Consider the following 16,679-nt stretch of genomic DNA (forward strand, 5'->3'; position numbering starts at 1 on the left):
CTCATGCCAGAGGCAGTTATCGTTTCGACCGCCCGCTCCCCCATCGGCCGGGCCCGCAAGGGTTCGCTGGTCGACATGCGGCCCGACGACCTGACCACCCAGATCGTGCGCGCGGCGCTCGACAAGGTTCCTGCGCTCGACCCGACCCAGATCGACGACCTGATCCTGGGCTGCGGCTCCCCGGGCGGTGAGCAGGGCTTCAACATCGCTCGCATCGTCGCGGTGCAGCTCGGATTCGACACCCTCCCCGGCACCACCGTGCACCGCTACTGCGCGTCTTCGCTGCAGTCGACCCGGATGGCCTTCCACGCCATCAAGGCGGGCGAGGGCGACGTGTTCATCTCCGCGGGCGTCGAGACCGTCTCGCGCTACGTCAGCGGCTCGGCTGACAGCTGGCCGAACACCCAGAACCCGCTGTTCGACGAGGCCCAGGCGCGGACCGCGAAGACCGCCCAGGGCGGCGCGGGCGTGTGGCACGACCCGCGCGAGGACGGCCTGATCCCGGACGCCTACATCGCGATGGGCCAGACCGCCGAGAACGTCGCCACCTCCACCGGCATCACCCGTGAGGACCAGGACCGCTGGGGCGTGCGCTCGCAGAACCGCGCGGAGGAGGCCATCAAGAACGGCTTCTTCGAGCGCGAGATCACCCCGATCACCCTGCCGGACGGCACCGTGGTCTCCACCGACGACGGCCCGCGCGCCGGCGTCACCTACGAGGCCGTCTCCCAGCTGAAGCCGGTCTTCCGTCCCGACGGCACCATCACCGCCGGTAACTGCTGCCCGCTCAACGACGGCGCCGCCGCGCTGGTCATCATGAGCGACACCAAGGCCAAGGAACTGGGCCTGACCCCGCTGGCGCGCATCGTGTCCACCGGCGTCTCGGGTCTGTCGCCGGAGATCATGGGTCTCGGCCCGATCGAGGCCGTCAAGCGCGCGCTGGCGCTGGCGGGCAAGACCGTCGACGACATCGACCTGTTCGAGATCAACGAGGCGTTCGCCGTACAGGTGCTCGGCTCGGCTCGTGAGCTGAAGATCGACGAGGACAAGCTGAACGTCTCCGGCGGCGCCATCGCCCTCGGCCACCCGTTCGGCATGACCGGCGCCCGCATCACCACCACGCTCATCAACAACCTCCAGACCTACGACAAGCAGTTCGGTGTGGAGACCATGTGCGTCGGTGGCGGCCAGGGCATGGCGATGGTCATCGAGCGGCTGAGCTGATAGTTCGCTTCGCCGAGCAGCCCTCGATCCGCATCGGATCGGGGGCTGCTTTGTCGTTCGGAGCGGTTTTGGACCGCCGAGCACACCAGCGGCGCCGCCGACCCGCGGTCCGACAGGTGGTGGGAGCCGACGACAAGAGCGGATCGCAGACGACAAGGGCGGCCACCAGGTTTCCTGGTGGCCGCCCTGTCCGCTTTTCGATCGCGGTTGTCAGGCGGGACTTCGTTCAGTCGATCGCCCGCCGACCGGTCGCTAGTCGTTCTGGAAGTAGCTCAGCAGTCGCAGGATCTCGACATAGAGCCAGACCAGGGTGACGGTCAGGCCGAGCGCCACGCCCCAGGCCGCCTTCTCCGGCGCCTGCGCGCGGATCAGCTGGTCGGCGGCGTCGAAGTCGAGCAGGAAGCTGAACGCGGCGATCGCGATGCAGACCAGGCTGAACACAATGGCGAGCGGGCCACCGTCGCGCAGGCCGAGGCCGCCGTCGATGAAGAAGCTCGCGATCAGGTTGCCGAGCATCAGCACGACGACGCCGATGAGCGCGCCGACGATCATGCGGGTGAACCGTGGCGTCACGCGGATGGCGCCCGTCTTGTAGACGACCAACATGCCCGCGAACACACCGAAGGTGCCGAGCACCGCCTGCGCGATCAGCGCGCTACCGCCGGCGCCACCGAAGGTGATGTCGGTGAACATGAACGACAGTGCGCCGAGGAACAGGCCCTCCGCGACCGCGTAGCTGAGCACGATCGCCGGGTTGTCCATCTTGTTGGCGAAGCTGGCGATCAGCACCAGGACCAGGCCGGTCAGGCCGCCGACGATGACGAACAGCGGCGCGAGGCCGGTGTTGGCCGAGGTGAGGCCGTAGGCGATGATCGCCGAAAGGGCGAGCACACCCAGCGTGATGCCGGTCTTGGTCACCACGTCATCGATGGTCATCGCCCGGTGAGTGGGCGGGGCCTGCTGATAAGGCTGCTGCTGGTACTGGTTGGGGTACTGGTTACCGAACTGCTGTCCGAACTGCCCGGCACCCGCTACACCCGAACCGAAGTTGGCGTAGCCGCCGCCCTCTTGCTTGGGCAAATTCTTGAAGACCGGATTGCTTGTGGTGCGCACCGTGAGTGCCTTTCTGGAGTCGTTGCCGCTGTCTGCCGAGCTGTTCGCTCGATATCCAACTGCCTGGTCCAACGTTCGGCACTCGCGTCGAGTTCCCGAGACGTTCGCCGAGGCGGACAATTCGGACTCTACCGTTGCCGGACGTCGTGCAGGCCACGCACCGACCGTGTCACCGTGAACTTCCGGTTGCGGCCGATCACCTCGGTGTGCCCGACCATCCGCTCGACCACACCGCGATAGTTGAGATGGGTGTTGTACACCGTCCACAGTTCACCGCCGGGGCGCAGCACACGACCGGTTTCGGCGAACATCTTGATGGCCGAGCCGGTGTGCACCGCGGCGCCGACGTGGAACGGCGGGTTGCACAGCACGAGGTCGGCGCTGTTGTCGGCGGCCGAGGACATCGCGTCGTCGCGCACCACCGTCACCCGGTCGGCGACGTCGTTGGCCGACGCCGTCGCCCGCGCCGAGGCCACCGCGGCCGCCGATTGATCCGTGCCGACCACCCGCAGCGCAGGGCGCGCCTTGGCCAGCGCCACCGCCAGGATGCCGGTGCCGCAGCCGAGGTCGATGGCGTCGCGAGCGTCCGGCTTCATCCACTTCAGGTGCTGGAGCAGGAATCTGGTTCCGATGTCCAGGCGCGGACCAGAGAACGCCGCCCCGTGGGCGACGACTTCGATGCCGACCTCGTCCAGGCATTCACGCACCGGAAACCGCGGGTCGCCAACGGGTTTCGGGCCCTCGACGAAGAGCGTGCGCGACTTCTGCCTGCCCCGGCTGGCGAGAACCGTCGAAAACGACTCGGCGAGTACGTCGTTCATCGACTTCGTCAGATACTTGTCGCGCCCGCCCGCGATCACGCTGACCCCGGGGTCGGCGTACCGCGCGATCGCGTCGGCCACTTCCGCGAGACCCGCCAGGACGCGGGGCAGCCGGAGCAACACCACTTCGACGCCGCTCAGCAGTTCCTCGGTGAGCGCGTGCGCGGTGTAGCGGTCGGCCAGGCCGAGCGTGCGGGCGTTGTTGGCAAGCGCCAGCTCACCGGTGAGCAGATCCTGGTGCACACGGACCTCGCGCAGGTCGTGCCGGACGATCGCGCCGAGCGTCAGCGCGCCGTAGTTGTCACCGATAACGGCAATCTTCCCGCTACCGGCTTTCTCGATCGCGTCGGCGGCCGCGTCGAGGATCAGCCGGTCGGCGGCATCGACGGCATAGAGGTTCAGCGCCTCCACATCCGGATACCGCCGCAGTCGGCCAAACACGTCCTCGACATCGTCCACACGTCAAGTGTGCTAGATCGTTGCCGAATAGTCGCGCCCGGCCCGGCAAATGGGGGTTCCGGTCGGCCATCGCGGCTAGCAACTCGGCGTGAAGCCCACTGTCACAAGGGAACTCGCGCGGGCTCGGCGGTGCGACTCGAGCCGCGGCTGCGTGTCGGCGCCGCGCCCCTTCCGTGGGCCGGGGCAGGGTCGGGCGCCGATTGAGTTTCGGGCGTAGGACATCTCGGATTCCGACGACGGTCAGGGCAGCGCGACGGACCTCTCGGTCTTTCGGGGCGAACCCGAATGGGAAGGCCGCTACTTCAGAAAGGGGGCTTTACCGGGGCGCGTACCAGGAGGTTCGATGTCGAGCCAGGTCAGCGCTTCAAAACTACTGCCCAGCAACCGATCACTCGCCATGTGGCTGCGACGCCCGCTGAACCTTCCCGGCGACTCTCCCGACCGGCCACCGAGCGTGGCCGTAGCGAACCGGCCCGCCACACGCGGGCGTCGACAGCCTAGGGACGCGCCGAGAGTACTTGCGGCGGCTACGGGACCGCCTTCTCGCTGGCCGCAGCCGCGCAGGCGACCGTCGCGTGCCTGGTGTCGTTCGGGCTGCTCGACTTGGAGGCGGCGGGCAACCCGGCATGGGTGGTGCTGATCGCGGTCGCCGAACCCGCGACGTCGACGAGCGGGCAACGACGAGTCCGCCGCGAGTGGGCGTCCCAGCGGACCGCACGGCGATCGGATACCGAGGCAGCCCCGAGTTCTGCCATGAGTTCGCCGCGAGTGGGCGTCCAGCGGAGCGCACGGCAATCGGATACCGAGGCAGCCTCGAGTGCTGCGACGGGACCGCCACCGGTCGCCCGGGGCCGCGATCATCGAGCGTCGGCCGAAACACTTGGCTACCGGCCGTCGATCGGCCGTGGTGGCGGCGCGATTCGTGCGGCACGCCGATTGCACACGCCGGGTCCGTCATTGTCACCCGCTGCCGTGCAGCCGCTGAGTAACATCAGCCCCATGCGCAACAGGATGGTGTTGGCGGTGGCGGTCGCGGCGGCTCTGATCGCGGGCTGTGACGACGGCGAATCGGTCTCGGCCACCTCGGCTCCGCCGACGACGACGGGCTCGCTCGTCGAGGCGCCCGTCCAGCCGCCGGGCGACGCGGGGCCCAAGCGCGGCACCCCGTCCAGCGACGCCGCGCTCACCGTCACCGATCTGCGCATCGGCCACCATTCCGGCTTCGACCGCGTCGTCTACGACCTCGGCGGCACCGGAACACCCGGGTGGATCGTGCAGTACACCGATCGGGCGGTCCAGGACGGCAGCGGCAATGTCATCGAAGTGGCCGGACAGTCCGTGCTCGAAGTCCAGATCACCGGCTCGGCCTACCCCTTCGACAGCGGCGTCACCCCCTACTCCGGCCCCGATCCCGCCACCGACCCGAGTGCACCCGGCATCGCGGGCGTCTACCGCACCACCGTCTTCGAGGGCACCACCCAGTCCTTCATCGGCGTCAACGCCGACCGCCCCGCCTTCTCAGTCACCACACTGTCCAACCCGACCCGCCTGGTGATCGACATCGCCACGTCCTGACGCGGATCTTCCGCACGCATCGCAGCGCGAAGACAGATCAGCGAGGCGTACGAAACCTCAGCGAGGCGTGCACAACCTCCGCAGTACCAGCCGAGCGCTGCGTAGGTACACGCGCACAATGCGGCCGCGCGAAGCCGCCAACCAGCGCACTCGAGCTGAGCGGAAGCGGATGCCCGCCGGTCCCACACACCTTGCATACGCCTCACACAGCCGGTGCCTGTGTGAGGCGTATGCAAAGTGTGTGGGAAGCCATCCGCCGGGGCACGCGCTGGGGGTGGGCAGAACAGTGGGTGTGGGCAGCGCCGTGGGTGGGCAGCACCGTCAGTGTGGGCAGCACCGTCGAGTGGGCAGCACAGTCGAGTGGGCAGCACCGCCGAGTGGGCAGCACAGTGGGGTGGGCAGCACCGTCGAGTGGGCAGCACCGTCGAGTGGGCAGCACAGTGGGGTGGGCAGCACCGCCGAGTGGACAGCACCGCCGGGTGGGCAGCACCGCCGAGTGGACAGCACCGCCGAGTGGACAGCACCGCCGAGTGGACAGCACCGCCGAGTGGACAGCACCGCCGGGTGGGCAGCACCGCCGGGTGGGCAGCACAGTGGGGTGGACAGCACAGAGGGTGGGCAGCTGCGCAACACCGATACATACAGGGGGTACGGGTACTTATTTGCGGACCCGATACCCTGGTTGACGTGACCGCGCCGACCGCCTCGCAGCATGCATCCGGGTTCACCCGGCTGCTGGGCATGGTCGCCCTGATCGCCGGAATCGCGGCCATGCACGTCGGCATCTTCACCACCCCCGCGTCGGCCGCCCACCACTCGACCGCCACCCCCGCAGACCATTCATCCGCGATTACCTCTACCGCGGCCCACCCTGTTGTCCCGGCCCGCCACACTGCCGCCGCGTCGACCGCCCCCGCTGCCTCCGGGCCAGCCTCATTCCCCGCCACGGTGCCAGACCACCAAGTTGCCACCATCGCAGGAGACCCAGCCGCCACCAGGACCCCCACCAACGCTGCCACCAGCTCGGTCCACAGGGCCGCCGCCGGCTCGGCTGACCAGGCTGACTCCAACCCCGCCTGCCACACTGCGGCCGCCCCGACCACCCCCGCTGCCTCCGGCTCAGCCCCACTCGCCGCCACCGCGCCAGCCCACCAAGTTGCCGCCACCGCAGGAGACCCAGCCGCCACCAGCACCCCCAACCACGCTGCCGCCGGCTCGGCCGCCCACGCTGCCACCAGCTCGGGCAACCAGGCTGCCACCGGCTCGGCCACCCACGCTGCCACCAGCTCGGGCAACCAGGCTGCCACCGGCTCGGCCACCCACGCTGCCACCAGCTCGGGCAACCAGGCTGCCGCCGGCTCGGCCGACCAGGTTGACTCCGGCCGAGCCTCACTCGCCGCCAAGTCGGCCGACCACACCGCCGCCGTCACGGCCGATCACGCATCCCCGATGTCGCGCCAAGCCGCAGCCGTCGCGGAGGACCCGGATGCCGCCATCGCGGCTCAGGTCGCAGATGTGCCCACAGCTCGGGGTCACGCGACGACAAGCGGCCGGGCGACGGGCAACGCGTCGGCGACCATCGATCTGCGTGTCACCGACCTGGCGATGAGCTCGGGCAGCGCGTCGCCGACCGAACACGCCGCACGTATATCCGACAGCGGCCACCGTCACGGGTTCGACGATCGGGTCGACCGCGCGGTTGCGCACCGCGAATCCTCGGCGGGCACTTCTGCTCAGCAGGGGTGCGCCGAGTGCGGCGACGGCCACGCCGGTCTGCATGCCTGCGTCTTCATCCTGACCGCGCTCGCCATGGCGGTCCTGCTCGTTCTGCTGTACCGGATCGCGGGCGACCACCTCGGCGGTGGTCCGAAGCTGCGGCACCGGCTGCCCAGACGTGAACGTCCACCGCCTTGGACCGTGTTGTCCCTGGCCGAATTGTCGATTCTGCGGATCTGACAGGTCGACCGCGTCCGTGCTCGATCACGGCGTGGTTCCGTCCTGCCCTCATCAACCGTGCTTTTCGCAATTCCCAAGGAGTTCAACCATGTTCATCACCCGTACCCGCCTCACGATCGCCGCACTCGCATCGGGCGCCCTGCTGTTCGCCGCCGGATGTGGCGACGATTCCGATTCGATGTCCGGCATGGACCACGGCGCGGCGTCGAGCACCACCGCGGCGGCCACCTCGGCCGCGCGGACCGATTTCAACAACGCCGACGTGACGTTCCTGCAGATGATGTACCCGCACCACGCGCAGGCGGTCGAGATGGCGAAGCTGGTGCCGAGCCACACCGAGAACCCGCAGCTGCGCGCCTTGGCCGCGGAGGTCGAGAAGGCGCAGGCGCCGGAGATGGAGCAGATCAGCACCCTGTTGCAAAGCTTCGGCAAGCCCGCGCCGACCGCGGGCGGCGGCCATGAGGGTCACGGCATGCCGGGCATGATGTCGGCCGAGCAGATGACCGCGCTGCAGGCCGCGTCCGGACCCGCGTTCGACGAGATGTGGCTGGAGATGATGATCGAACACCACACCGGCGCGATCGATATGGCGAAGACCGAACTGGCCGACGGCGTCAATCCCGAAGCCCAGGCGCTGGCCCGCGCGGTAATCGCCGCGCAGGAATCCGAGATCGCCACCATGCGCGGCATGCTCGGCCAGAACTGACCGCGCGACCGGTCCGCATCGCATCAGACTGCGATGCGGACCGGTGTCCTGCGTTCAGCCCGAACCGACCGGGTCAGCGCCGACACCCCATGCCGACCGACCAGCACGTTTGCTGATGCGAACCCGTCGATCCGGACCGGTCGGGCCGGTCCAGGCCCCGCGATATCGGTTGGCCATCGATATCGGCCCGCCGAGCGATTGGACCGGTCGCGCACAGTAACGTCGTAGGGTCCGGTCTCGTCCGCGGCTGGACGCACCGAGGGGAAAGGCGAACGGACATGCGACGACTGGAACGCGGGGGCCTGGCCGCCGCGGCGGCGGCGACCGCGACGGGCATCATCTTCATCGGCGCCTGCTCCACGCAGGTCACCGGCAACCCCCAGGTCAACCAGACCGAGTTGGCCGCGTACACCTCCGAAGTCGCCGCCTCCTCGGCCGCGGCGTCCTCGTCGCGGGCCGCCGCCGTCGCCCGCGCGGCAGGGGCGGCGTGCGACGCCTTCGCCGCAGCGAACGAGAGCTCGGTCGACTCGTTCAACGCCTACATCGACGCGAGCAACAACAACGCGCCCGACGCCGACGCCAAGGCCAGCGACGCCGTGAACACGTTGCGCACCAACGCGCGCAACGTGGACCAGAAGCTGACCAGGGACGTGCCCCCGGACGTCGCGAGCAGCCTGCGCTCCTACCGCGACGACACCAACAACCTCGCCGATCTGCTCGAACGCCGCGTCGACGTCGACACGCTCAACGACGCCATCGACCGGTTCAACGAGACCAAGAACGCCGCGCGCGAGGTCTGCCGAGCCCACTGATCCCATCTAGCCGACTACTCACTCGGGCCGACTACTCCGCCGAGCCGAGCCCGACTACTCCGCCGAGCACCGACCACTCCTCTGCCGAGCCCACTGATCCGTCGACCCGAATACTGTGACCGAGCCGACTGATCCGCCGAGCCGACCGCTCCCTCGGACCGACTGATCATTTCGAAGAGGGCCCGTGTCGGCGACGGCCGGATCGGCGCCTGGCCGAGGCGGCTCGAGCGAGCGGAACGCCCCCTCACCACGTCGCAGGCTGCTGCTCGTTGCTCGAATCTTGCTGTCTCGCACGCCGATTCCGCCGCTCGAACAACAGCAACCCCGTACCCGTCAGCAACGCGGCGCTCGCGACGACGGCCGCGAACAACGCCCCTCCGTCCGCGCCGAGCGCCGCGATGGCGATGGTGAGGACCACGGCGGACAACCCGATCCCGACCAGCACGAAGCCTGCCCAGTTCCTGGCGTCGCCTATCGTCTCCCCGGGTTGCGGTTCGGCCGTGCGGGCGATATCCGGTGCGTCGTCGAGCGGGGGAATCTCCCACGCTCCGTCGGATGCCATGATGCGACCACCTCGTTCAGCGGATCGGTAGTGTCGCCAGCTGGGTGCCCAGCCCTGTCCCGCCGAAACTGCCCGCGCGACAACTCAACCGGCTAACGCGCGACCCCGCATATCCCCAGGGTGACCGAATCTCGGTACAGCGCCGAGCAATTCGTTGACGAACGGCGCAGGCTGCGGCAGCTCGTAACCCGGCGGCCACAGCCAGCGGCGCTCGTCCGAGATGGGCCGGCTCGATTCGCTGAGCAGCGGTAGCGCGACCTGTTCACCCCACTCCGAGATCCGCACGTCGGCCTCGGCGAACAAGGGCCGGTGCGACGGCTCGCCGGTGGGGATGCCCGCCGTGAGGAAGACCCACCGGCCGGTGTCCGGGTCGACGAACACGGGCCCGGCGTGCTGCGCGGGCTGTAACAAGGTCTGCAGGCGCGTGCCTAGCGGCTCGGGCATCGCCACGACCCCCACAACGCCCACCCGAAGGACCACCTGGGTGCCCATGATCGCGACGGGGAATCGGTACATCTCCCGATAGGTCACGAAGGTCTGCCGCAATGTCATCGTCGCCATCCACCTTCCACGGGTCGGCAGGCTTGTGGAATCGATCGCGAGGCGGCGACATCGTCCCGCCACACCGCGATCCCTTTCGATGTTCCTTGCGCGAGTCGGGCACCGGCAACGCGTTCGGCGATCGCTGGGGAAATCACCAGTGCGGCGCGCGCCGCCTTGGAGATCCCACAACGTGATTGGCGGACCCGATCGCGGGTAACCGGCGGACATGGAGCTACTGGTGATCATCGGGATCGCCGTGCTCGTCGGCGCGGTGGTCCTTTATCGCAAGATGTCCGGACGGCAACCCGAGTCGCCGGAAACACCCGGCAACGACGGGAAGTGATTCCCATGTCGGCAATGGACCCCGATCCCGCGCGCACCCCCGATCTGGAACCCGGCGGCGGCGTCGCACCCGGCTCGACCCCACCGGAAACGGCACAGACCTCCGGCCTCTCCGCACCGGAACCGCGCACCAGGCACCGGTTCCCCGGAACGGGTGTGGCCGCGATGGCGGTCACGATCGCCCTGGTGGCCGTCTTCGCCGTGGTCGCTATCGCGATAATCGTGTCGCTGATCTGACCCGGGCCGGCCGATCAGGCGCGCCGCGTGCCTGCCTAAGATACAACTTGTGTCTAAGACGTATTCATCGGCCGAGCACGCCTATCGCGAGGTGAAAGAGCGCATCCTGTCGGGTGCGCTGCCCGGTGGCGAGCTGATCAGCGAGGGCGAGATCGCCGCCGCGCTCGGCACCTCGCGCACGCCGGTACGCGAGGCGTTTCTCCGGCTGGAGACCGAAGGGTGGATGCGGCTCTACCCCAAGCGCGGCGCGCTGGTGGTGCCGATACCGCCCGACGAAGCCGCGCATGTCGCGCACGCCAGGCACGTCGTGGAGACCGCGGCCGTTCGCACGCTGGCGGCGACCGGTCCCGGTACCGTCGCGGCGTCGCTGCGCGCTTCGCTGGATCGGCAGCGCGCCCTCGCCGCGGGCCGAGACCTGGACGCCTTCGCCGTCGAGGACACCGACTTCCACCGCACCTACGTCGCCGCGGCGGGCAATCCGCTGTTGACCGACTTCTACGACTCACTGCGGGAGCGGCAGCGCCGGATGAACAGCATCGCCCTGCGCCGCGGCCCGCTCGACATCGACCGCATCGTCGACCAGCACGCCCGCCTCGCGGAGCTGGTCGTCGGCGGTGACGTCGACGGTTTCGCCACGGCGCTGGTCGACCATCTCGCGGGCGTGCACCAGCTGGAGCTACGTGGCCTGTGATGACGACCCTGACCGCCCTACGTCCCGCCGAAGCACCCACCGGAACCAGACGGTGGTGGGGCGTCGCCGCCGCCGTCTTCGCCATCGCCTGGGGCGGCAACGAGTTCACTCCGCTGCTGGTCATGTACAAGAGCCACGGTCTTCCGCTGACGACGGTCGACCTGTTGCTCTTCTACTACGTCCTTGGCATCGTCCCCGCGCTGTTGATCGGCGGGCCACTGTCCGACCGCTACGGACGCCGCCGCCTCATGCTGCCCGCACCGCTGATCGCGGCCTGCGGATCCCTCCTGCTGGCCGTCGGCTCCGATTCGGTGCTCGCGCTCGCGGCGGGGCGGGTGCTGTGTGGTGTCGCCCTTGGCTTGGCGATGGCGGTGGGCAGCAGCTGGCTCAAGGAGCTCTCGCAGCCGCCGCACGGGCCGGCGCTGCCCGCGGGAACCGGTGCGCGTCGGTCGGCGATGAGCTTGACCGGCGGGTTCGCCGTCGGGGCCGGCGTGGCCGGTGCGCTCGCGCAGTGGGGGCCGCTGCCCGGCTCGCTCACCTATCTGATCAATGCCGCGCTGTGCGTTCTCGCCGCCGCGTGGATGTCGCGCGCGCCGGAAACGGTTCTGCCTCAGGTCGATTCGAAGCGGCTCATCGACGATCTGAAGATCCCCGCCGCGGGCCACCGCCGCTTCCTCTGCATCGCCCTGCCCGCCGCGCTGTGGTTGTTCACTTCTGCCGCAACGGCTTACGCGGTGATGCCGACCCTGATGCTGCCGCATGTAAGTGGTGCGCCCATCGCGTTCTCGGCGTCGATCACCGTCATCACGCTGGGTTGCGGGTTCGCCATCCAGTCGGTCGCTCGGCGCATCGACCGACCCGGAACCTCGCGCGCCGCCGTGGTCGGTCTTTCGTTGGTCACCTGCGGAATGCTCGCCGCCACTTGGGCTTCCGGCGCGCTCACGCTGGGCGCGACCATCCTGACCGCCGTCGTGCTCGGTGCGGGATACGGGATCGGACTCGTCGCCGGGTTGCAGGAGATCGAGCGCATCGCCCGGCCGGATGATCTCGCGGGGCTGACGGCGGTGTTCTACTCGGTGAGCTACCTGGGGTTCGGCGTGCCCGCGACGTTGTCGTTCCTGCATCAGACGGCGGGGCTGAGCTATCCCTCGATGTACGCAGGGCTCGCGGTGGCGGCGGCCGGGTGTTTGGCGCTCGTGTTGCGCAACTACCGCGACAGCTGAGCTGGCGGGCATACGGGTTTTGAGACGGTGCGGGTTTCAGGACGGTGCGGGTTTCGGGACGGCGTGGCTGTTTCGGCGGTGGGTTGCGTTCGGGTGACTATGCGCGTCGGGTTCAGCCGGGTGGCCGGTGCGCTTCTCCCACAGCGAGACCGTGACATCCGGGCGCTCGCGCGCCATCCTGGCCAGCGCGTCGGGCAGGACGCGCCTGCCAATGGTTTGGCCGAACCAGATTGCCCCGAACGGTGCCGGGCGCGTTAGGTGCCGTTACCTCCCGCGGTCGGTGGGCGTGGGTTCGGCTTCCAGCCGGGTCGACCGGCCGTGGTTGCGTTTCGGACTGGTGACGCGGGGTTGCCCTGTTGCGTCTGCCCATGGGGCTACCGCCATTTGACTACGGTCGATAGAGAAATGCATTCGACGGTAGTCATATGGTCGCTAGGCGATCTTGGTTAGCCACCATTTGACTACCGCTGTCGAGAAGCCACCCTGAGCCGCAATTAGAACCTGTTACAGTTCCGGCGTGCAGCCTCCTACTGTCTCATCCACACCGAAGCCGACCTCGGAAGCCGCGCCATGATCGCGGACTTCGCCGAGAACTGGCTGCTCTACTGTTCGATCCCGCTGGTCGCGGCGCTGATCGGGTGGAGCACGAAGATCGTCGCGGTCGAGATGTTGATGCGGCCGCTCGAATTCCGGGGCATACCGCCGTGGTTGGGTTGGCAAGGGGTGATTCCGCGGGCCGCGCCGCGGATGGCGACGATCGCCGTCGACCTGATGTTCTCGCGTTTGATCGATCCGAAGGAGATCATCGGAGGCGTCGACGTCGGCGAGCTCACCGCGCGGCTGCGCGAACCGCTGGACGCCGCCGTCGCGCACATGGTGCACGAGGTGATGATGCGGCATGAGCCGCGCATCTGGGTGACGATGCCGGGCTTCGCCAAGGACGCGATGGTCCGGCGGGTGCAGCGCGATGTGCCGGAGTTGATCGACGAGATCGTCACCGACCTGCACACCAACCTCGACCAGGTGATGGACCTGCGTGCCATCGCCATCGACACGCTCGTCACGGACAAGTCGCTGCTGGTCGAGATGGTGCGCCGGGTGGGGCACCACGAGCTGCGGTTCATCGTGCGCTCGGGGCTGTTGTTCGGCACGCTGCTCGGTTTCGTACAGATGGTGACCTGGGCGTTCACGCATTCGCCCTGGCTGATGCCGGTCTTCGGCGGCGTCACCGGCCTGACCACCGACTGGCTCGCGCTGCAAATGATCTTCCGCCCGGTCCGGCCGTTCCGGCTCGGTCCACTCCGCTGGCAGGGACTGTTCCACAAGCGCCGCGAGCAGGTGTGCGCCGACTACGCGGATCTGATCGCGACCGAGATCTTCACGCCGACCAGGATTTTGGCGGCGGTGCTGGACGGTCCGCGCGCGGATCGGTTGGCCACCATCCTGGCTCGCCGGATGCACGAGTTCATCGATGCCCAATCCGCCCCCGCGCGCCCGCTGGTGTTACTGGTGGCCGGGGACAGCATCGCGGCGCTGAAGCGTGACATCGTCAGCGAGACGATCCAGTATCTGCGTACGCACGCAGGGGAATTCGAACGCCAGGCCATCGAGATCCTCGGTCTGCGCGACCTCGTTGTGCGGAAGACCCGCGAGCTGACCGACGACGAATACGAAGGACTTCTTCGCCCCGCGTTCAAGCAGGACGAATGGAAGTTGGTGGCGATCGGCGGCGTTCTCGGATTCCTGGTCGGAGAACTCCAGGTTCAGCTCCTGCTCAGCTAGCCGACTCCGGGTCAGTTCCGGCCAGGCACCGCGCATCCCTCGGGACCGCATGCTTCAGCGTCACCCACGATCTGCGACGCCGGTTCGCTATCGGCCCAAGCGCGCTCCAACGCCTGGGCGAAGACCGCCGACGGCTGCGCGCCCGACACTCCGTACTTGTTGTCGAACACGAAGAACGGCACACCGGTGGCGCCGAGCCGGGCCGCCTCGCGTTCGTCGGCCCGGACTGCGTCGGCGTAGGCGGTGGGATCGGCGAGCACGCCGCGGACCTCGGCTTCGTCGAAGCCCGTCGCGACGGCGATCTCGACCAGCCGCTCGGCATCGCCGAACAGCGACGCCTCTTCGGCGAAGTTGGCGCGATAGAGAGCGTCGAGCAGGTCGTCCTGGCGGCCCTCGGCCAGTGCGAAGTGCAGGAGACGGTGCATGTCGAAGGAGTTTCCGTAGTCGCGGCCCTCGGTCAGATAGGGCAGCCCCAGCTCCGCGGCCTGCGCGCCGATACCGCGTTCGTTCGCGGCGGCCTGCGCCGCGCTGATGCCGTACTTCCGCGCGATCTTCGCGACGACGGGACCGGTCTCGCCCGCGGGCAACGTCGGATCCAGTTCGAACGAGCGGTGCACCACCTCGACCGCATCACGCCGCGGAAACTCCGCCAGCGCCCGCTCGAACCGGGCCTTGCCCAGGTAGCAGAACGGGCAGTTGATATCGGTCCAGATCTCGACCCGCACGGTCGTCCTCGCTTTCGTCATCGCCCCGGGTGGGAGCAACGCCGCGGCAATCGGGGGTGTTCCCCGACTCCCGGTGCCGGTGGTCACGGCCCATCTCGGCGCCGAGCAGCGGTCGCTTCCGCCGATATCGACGTTGGCCAAGCGGTCACGTCAGCCAGACGATCCGCTTGGCGTCGTCTCGAGGCACCTTCCCCGTCGGCGTCTGTGTTGGCTGGGCTTCCGCACCGACCTATCGCCGACCGGGCGTGTTGGTGAAGCAGCCGACTATGAAGCAGCCGACGGGCCAATCGGCGAACGGCGGCGGCAACGGCTTCCCCAGGCAGGTGATCGGGTCGCAGCCCGGATAGGCGTAGGGACCGAGTCCGAGTGCGGCGAGGGTGGCGTCCGGGTTGGTCATCATCGGGTCGGTGATGCTGACGTCCGGCAGCGGGACGTACGGCCCGGGGTCGGGCAGCGGCGGTTCCCGGAACGCACCGGCGACATCGCGGAGCACGCCGTAGGCGAAGCCTGCCTCGCCGGGCACGGTCAACCCGGTCCAGCTGACCAGCAGGTTCAGGCTCGGCACGATGTAGTTGTCCTGGCGCATCATGCCGCTCATCTTCACCGCGTCCGTGGGCAGAGCGGGGAATTCCGGCGCGCAACCGGGACCGTTGACCACGAACAAGAAGCCGTAGCACTCGTGCGACGGCGAAGGTTCCGAAGCCCGCGCCAGGTAATCCGCCGAGACGACCCGACTGCTACCCCAATTTCCTCGATTGGCAACCAGCAGACCGAGTTTCGCGAAATCGTCCGGTGCCATCACCAGATGCGCGTAGCCGTAGGTGTTTCCGCTGCGATCACGTGCCCAGTAATAGTCGCTGGCCCGAATACCCAACGGGTCGAAGAGTTTACGCTGCGCATAGGCTTGAAAATCCTCGCCGACCGCCTGCTGCACCACGTAGGCGATGAGATCGACGGCGCGCTGGCTGTACTGCCATTTCGTGCCCTGCGGATACTCGATCGGCATCGCCAAAGCCTGGGCAACCACATTGGAATCCAGTTCCATCAGCCCGGTCACCCCCTCGGACACCACCGCGACATCGATCCCCGACGACTCGGTGAGCAGGTTCCGAACGCGGATCCCCCGATGTTCCGCATCGCCGAGTCCGGGCGGCAGATAGTTGTCGATGGGATCGTCGAGCCGCAGCAGCCCTTCGTCCACGGCGACGCCCGCGATCAGCGAAACCACACTCTTGGTCGCACTCCACAGGTTCCACGGCACCGCACCGGTCAACCCGTTCCGCGGCCCCGACGCGATCAGACAATTGTTCCGAAACACCTTGAAATTCAGCCGATTCGGCGAAGAAGCCGCCGCGATCGCCCGACCCAGCGTCACGGAGTCGAGCCCGACCTCCTCGGGAGTCGCCGTCTGAAACTGCCGCCCCTGACTCACCGCGCAGTACTTCAACCCTGGCTCCGCCGCGGCGGTGCCACCGAAACCACCGGCTACCACCCACATCCCCAATGTGATACCCAGCGCCACAACACTTTTCAGGGAAATCCGCATGGCCCGCCTTCCGCTCCCCGAGATCCGCTTGTGACATCGGCGGCCACCGAACCCCGTTACGCGAAATCCCCCTGCTCAACCCCCCGAATTCCCTGGGCAAAACTTCCTTGGGCAACCACTCGGCCCCAAACACAGCGGCGAGCCGACAAAAAAATCCCCCGCCAGAGTGCCCCCAGTCGGACTCGAACCGACACTGAATGGATTTTAAGTCCACTGCCTCTGCCAATTGGGCTATAGGGGCGTGTGGTCAGCCTACCGACTCGTACGGCTGTACCGGAATTGGTGGCGCGGCGGGTCTCGGGTTGTGGGATCGGCGGGGGTTCAGGATACGCCGTGCCCCGCCGAGAGGGCGGGGCACGGCG

16 protein-coding genes and 1 tRNA gene are annotated in these 16,679 nt (G+C 68.3%); 9 read left to right on the top strand and 8 right to left on the bottom strand.

The genetic code is table 11. The features are described from left to right. Positions 1 to 3: 3 nt before the first annotated feature. Complete coding sequence (locus tag CRP45_RS11110) at positions 4 to 1,224, top strand: acetyl-CoA C-acetyltransferase (RefSeq protein ID WP_097245013.1); 1,221 nt, start codon at positions 4 to 6, stop codon at positions 1,222 to 1,224. A gap of 252 nt (positions 1,225 to 1,476) precedes the next feature. Here the strand turns inward: CRP45_RS11110 and CRP45_RS11115 are convergent, their stop codons facing one another. The 3 genes from CRP45_RS11115 to CRP45_RS11125 form a co-directional block, all read right to left on the bottom strand. Further along, positions 1,477 to 2,337: a Bax inhibitor-1/YccA family protein gene (locus CRP45_RS11115; protein ID WP_067784604.1), complete on the bottom strand. Its 861-nt coding sequence runs from the start codon at positions 2,335 to 2,337 to the stop codon at positions 1,477 to 1,479. Between the two features lie 128 nt (positions 2,338 to 2,465). After that, a complete protein-coding gene (locus CRP45_RS11120) occupies positions 2,466 to 3,617 on the bottom strand; it encodes a class I SAM-dependent methyltransferase (protein WP_097245014.1) in 1,152 nt (383 codons plus the stop codon). Positions 3,618 to 4,144: 527 nt separating this feature from the next. Further along, positions 4,145 to 4,372: a hypothetical protein gene (locus CRP45_RS11125; RefSeq protein ID WP_097245015.1), complete on the bottom strand. Its 228-nt coding sequence runs from the start codon at positions 4,370 to 4,372 to the stop codon at positions 4,145 to 4,147. Positions 4,373 to 4,616: 244 nt separating this feature from the next. On the opposite strand from CRP45_RS11125, the gene CRP45_RS11130 reads away from it, so the two are divergent. From CRP45_RS11130 to CRP45_RS11145, 4 genes are all read left to right on the top strand, one after another. Next, positions 4,617 to 5,192: an AMIN-like domain-containing (lipo)protein gene (locus CRP45_RS11130; protein ID WP_067784840.1), complete on the top strand. Its 576-nt coding sequence runs from the start codon at positions 4,617 to 4,619 to the stop codon at positions 5,190 to 5,192. A 687-nt stretch (positions 5,193 to 5,879) separates the two neighbouring features. After that, complete coding sequence (locus CRP45_RS34935; protein ID WP_097245016.1) at positions 5,880 to 7,148, top strand: DUF6153 family protein; 1,269 nt, start codon at positions 5,880 to 5,882, stop codon at positions 7,146 to 7,148. Positions 7,149 to 7,236: 88 nt separating this feature from the next. Further along, a complete protein-coding gene (locus CRP45_RS11140) occupies positions 7,237 to 7,854 on the top strand; it encodes a DUF305 domain-containing protein (protein ID WP_097245017.1) in 618 nt (205 codons plus the stop codon). A gap of 278 nt (positions 7,855 to 8,132) precedes the next feature. Continuing rightward, the gene (locus CRP45_RS11145) at positions 8,133 to 8,666 is read left to right on the top strand and encodes a hypothetical protein (protein WP_097245018.1); all 534 of its coding nucleotides are present in this window, start codon (positions 8,133 to 8,135) and stop codon (positions 8,664 to 8,666) included. A gap of 244 nt (positions 8,667 to 8,910) precedes the next feature. On the opposite strand, the gene CRP45_RS11150 is transcribed toward CRP45_RS11145, so the two are convergent. Both CRP45_RS11150 and CRP45_RS11155 read right to left on the bottom strand, forming a co-directional pair. Continuing rightward, a complete protein-coding gene (locus CRP45_RS11150) occupies positions 8,911 to 9,228 on the bottom strand; it encodes a hypothetical protein (protein ID WP_097245019.1) in 318 nt (105 codons plus the stop codon). Positions 9,229 to 9,312: 84 nt separating this feature from the next. Next, a complete protein-coding gene (locus CRP45_RS11155; RefSeq protein ID WP_143861406.1) occupies positions 9,313 to 9,780 on the bottom strand; it encodes a hypothetical protein in 468 nt (155 codons plus the stop codon). A gap of 348 nt (positions 9,781 to 10,128) precedes the next feature. Here CRP45_RS11155 and CRP45_RS11160 point away from each other — a divergent pair, with 348 nt between their 5' ends. The 4 genes from CRP45_RS11160 to CRP45_RS11175 all read left to right on the top strand — a co-directional run bounded on the left by CRP45_RS11160 (position 10,129) and on the right by CRP45_RS11175 (position 14,046). Continuing rightward, positions 10,129 to 10,350 (top strand): DUF6480 family protein, encoded by a 222-nt coding sequence (locus CRP45_RS11160; RefSeq protein WP_425436929.1) that lies wholly within the window; start codon positions 10,129 to 10,131, stop codon positions 10,348 to 10,350. 49 nt (positions 10,351 to 10,399) lie between these two features. Continuing rightward, positions 10,400 to 11,041, top strand: coding sequence for a GntR family transcriptional regulator (locus CRP45_RS11165; protein WP_097245021.1), 642 nt, complete (start codon positions 10,400 to 10,402; stop codon positions 11,039 to 11,041). Beyond that, positions 11,041 to 12,264: an MFS transporter gene (locus tag CRP45_RS11170; RefSeq protein WP_097245022.1), complete on the top strand. Its 1,224-nt coding sequence runs from the start codon at positions 11,041 to 11,043 to the stop codon at positions 12,262 to 12,264. Before CRP45_RS11165 ends, CRP45_RS11170 begins: the two co-directional genes overlap by 1 nt. Positions 12,265 to 12,834: 570 nt before the next feature. Then, positions 12,835 to 14,046 carry a DUF445 domain-containing protein gene (locus CRP45_RS11175; protein WP_097245023.1) on the top strand — a complete coding sequence of 404 codons (1,212 nt, stop codon included), beginning with the start codon at positions 12,835 to 12,837 and terminating at the stop codon, positions 14,044 to 14,046. An 11-nt stretch (positions 14,047 to 14,057) separates the two neighbouring features. On the opposite strand, the gene CRP45_RS11180 is transcribed toward CRP45_RS11175, so the two are convergent. The 3 genes from CRP45_RS11180 to CRP45_RS11190 all read right to left on the bottom strand — a co-directional run bounded on the left by CRP45_RS11180 (position 14,058) and on the right by CRP45_RS11190 (position 16,558). Then, positions 14,058 to 14,771: a DsbA family oxidoreductase gene (locus tag CRP45_RS11180; RefSeq protein ID WP_097245451.1), complete on the bottom strand. Its 714-nt coding sequence runs from the start codon at positions 14,769 to 14,771 to the stop codon at positions 14,058 to 14,060. 229 nt (positions 14,772 to 15,000) lie between these two features. Further along, entirely contained in the window at positions 15,001 to 16,089 is a 1,089-nt protein-coding gene (locus CRP45_RS11185) for a serine hydrolase domain-containing protein (protein WP_245910068.1), read from the bottom strand. A gap of 395 nt (positions 16,090 to 16,484) precedes the next feature. Then, positions 16,485 to 16,558: transfer RNA gene (locus CRP45_RS11190), tRNA-Leu, on the bottom strand. Positions 16,559 to 16,679 lie beyond the last annotated feature (121 nt).

Source organism: Nocardia amikacinitolerans (genome assembly GCF_900215415.1).
GTDB classification, from domain to species: domain Bacteria; phylum Actinomycetota; class Actinomycetes; order Mycobacteriales; family Mycobacteriaceae; genus Nocardia; species Nocardia amikacinitolerans.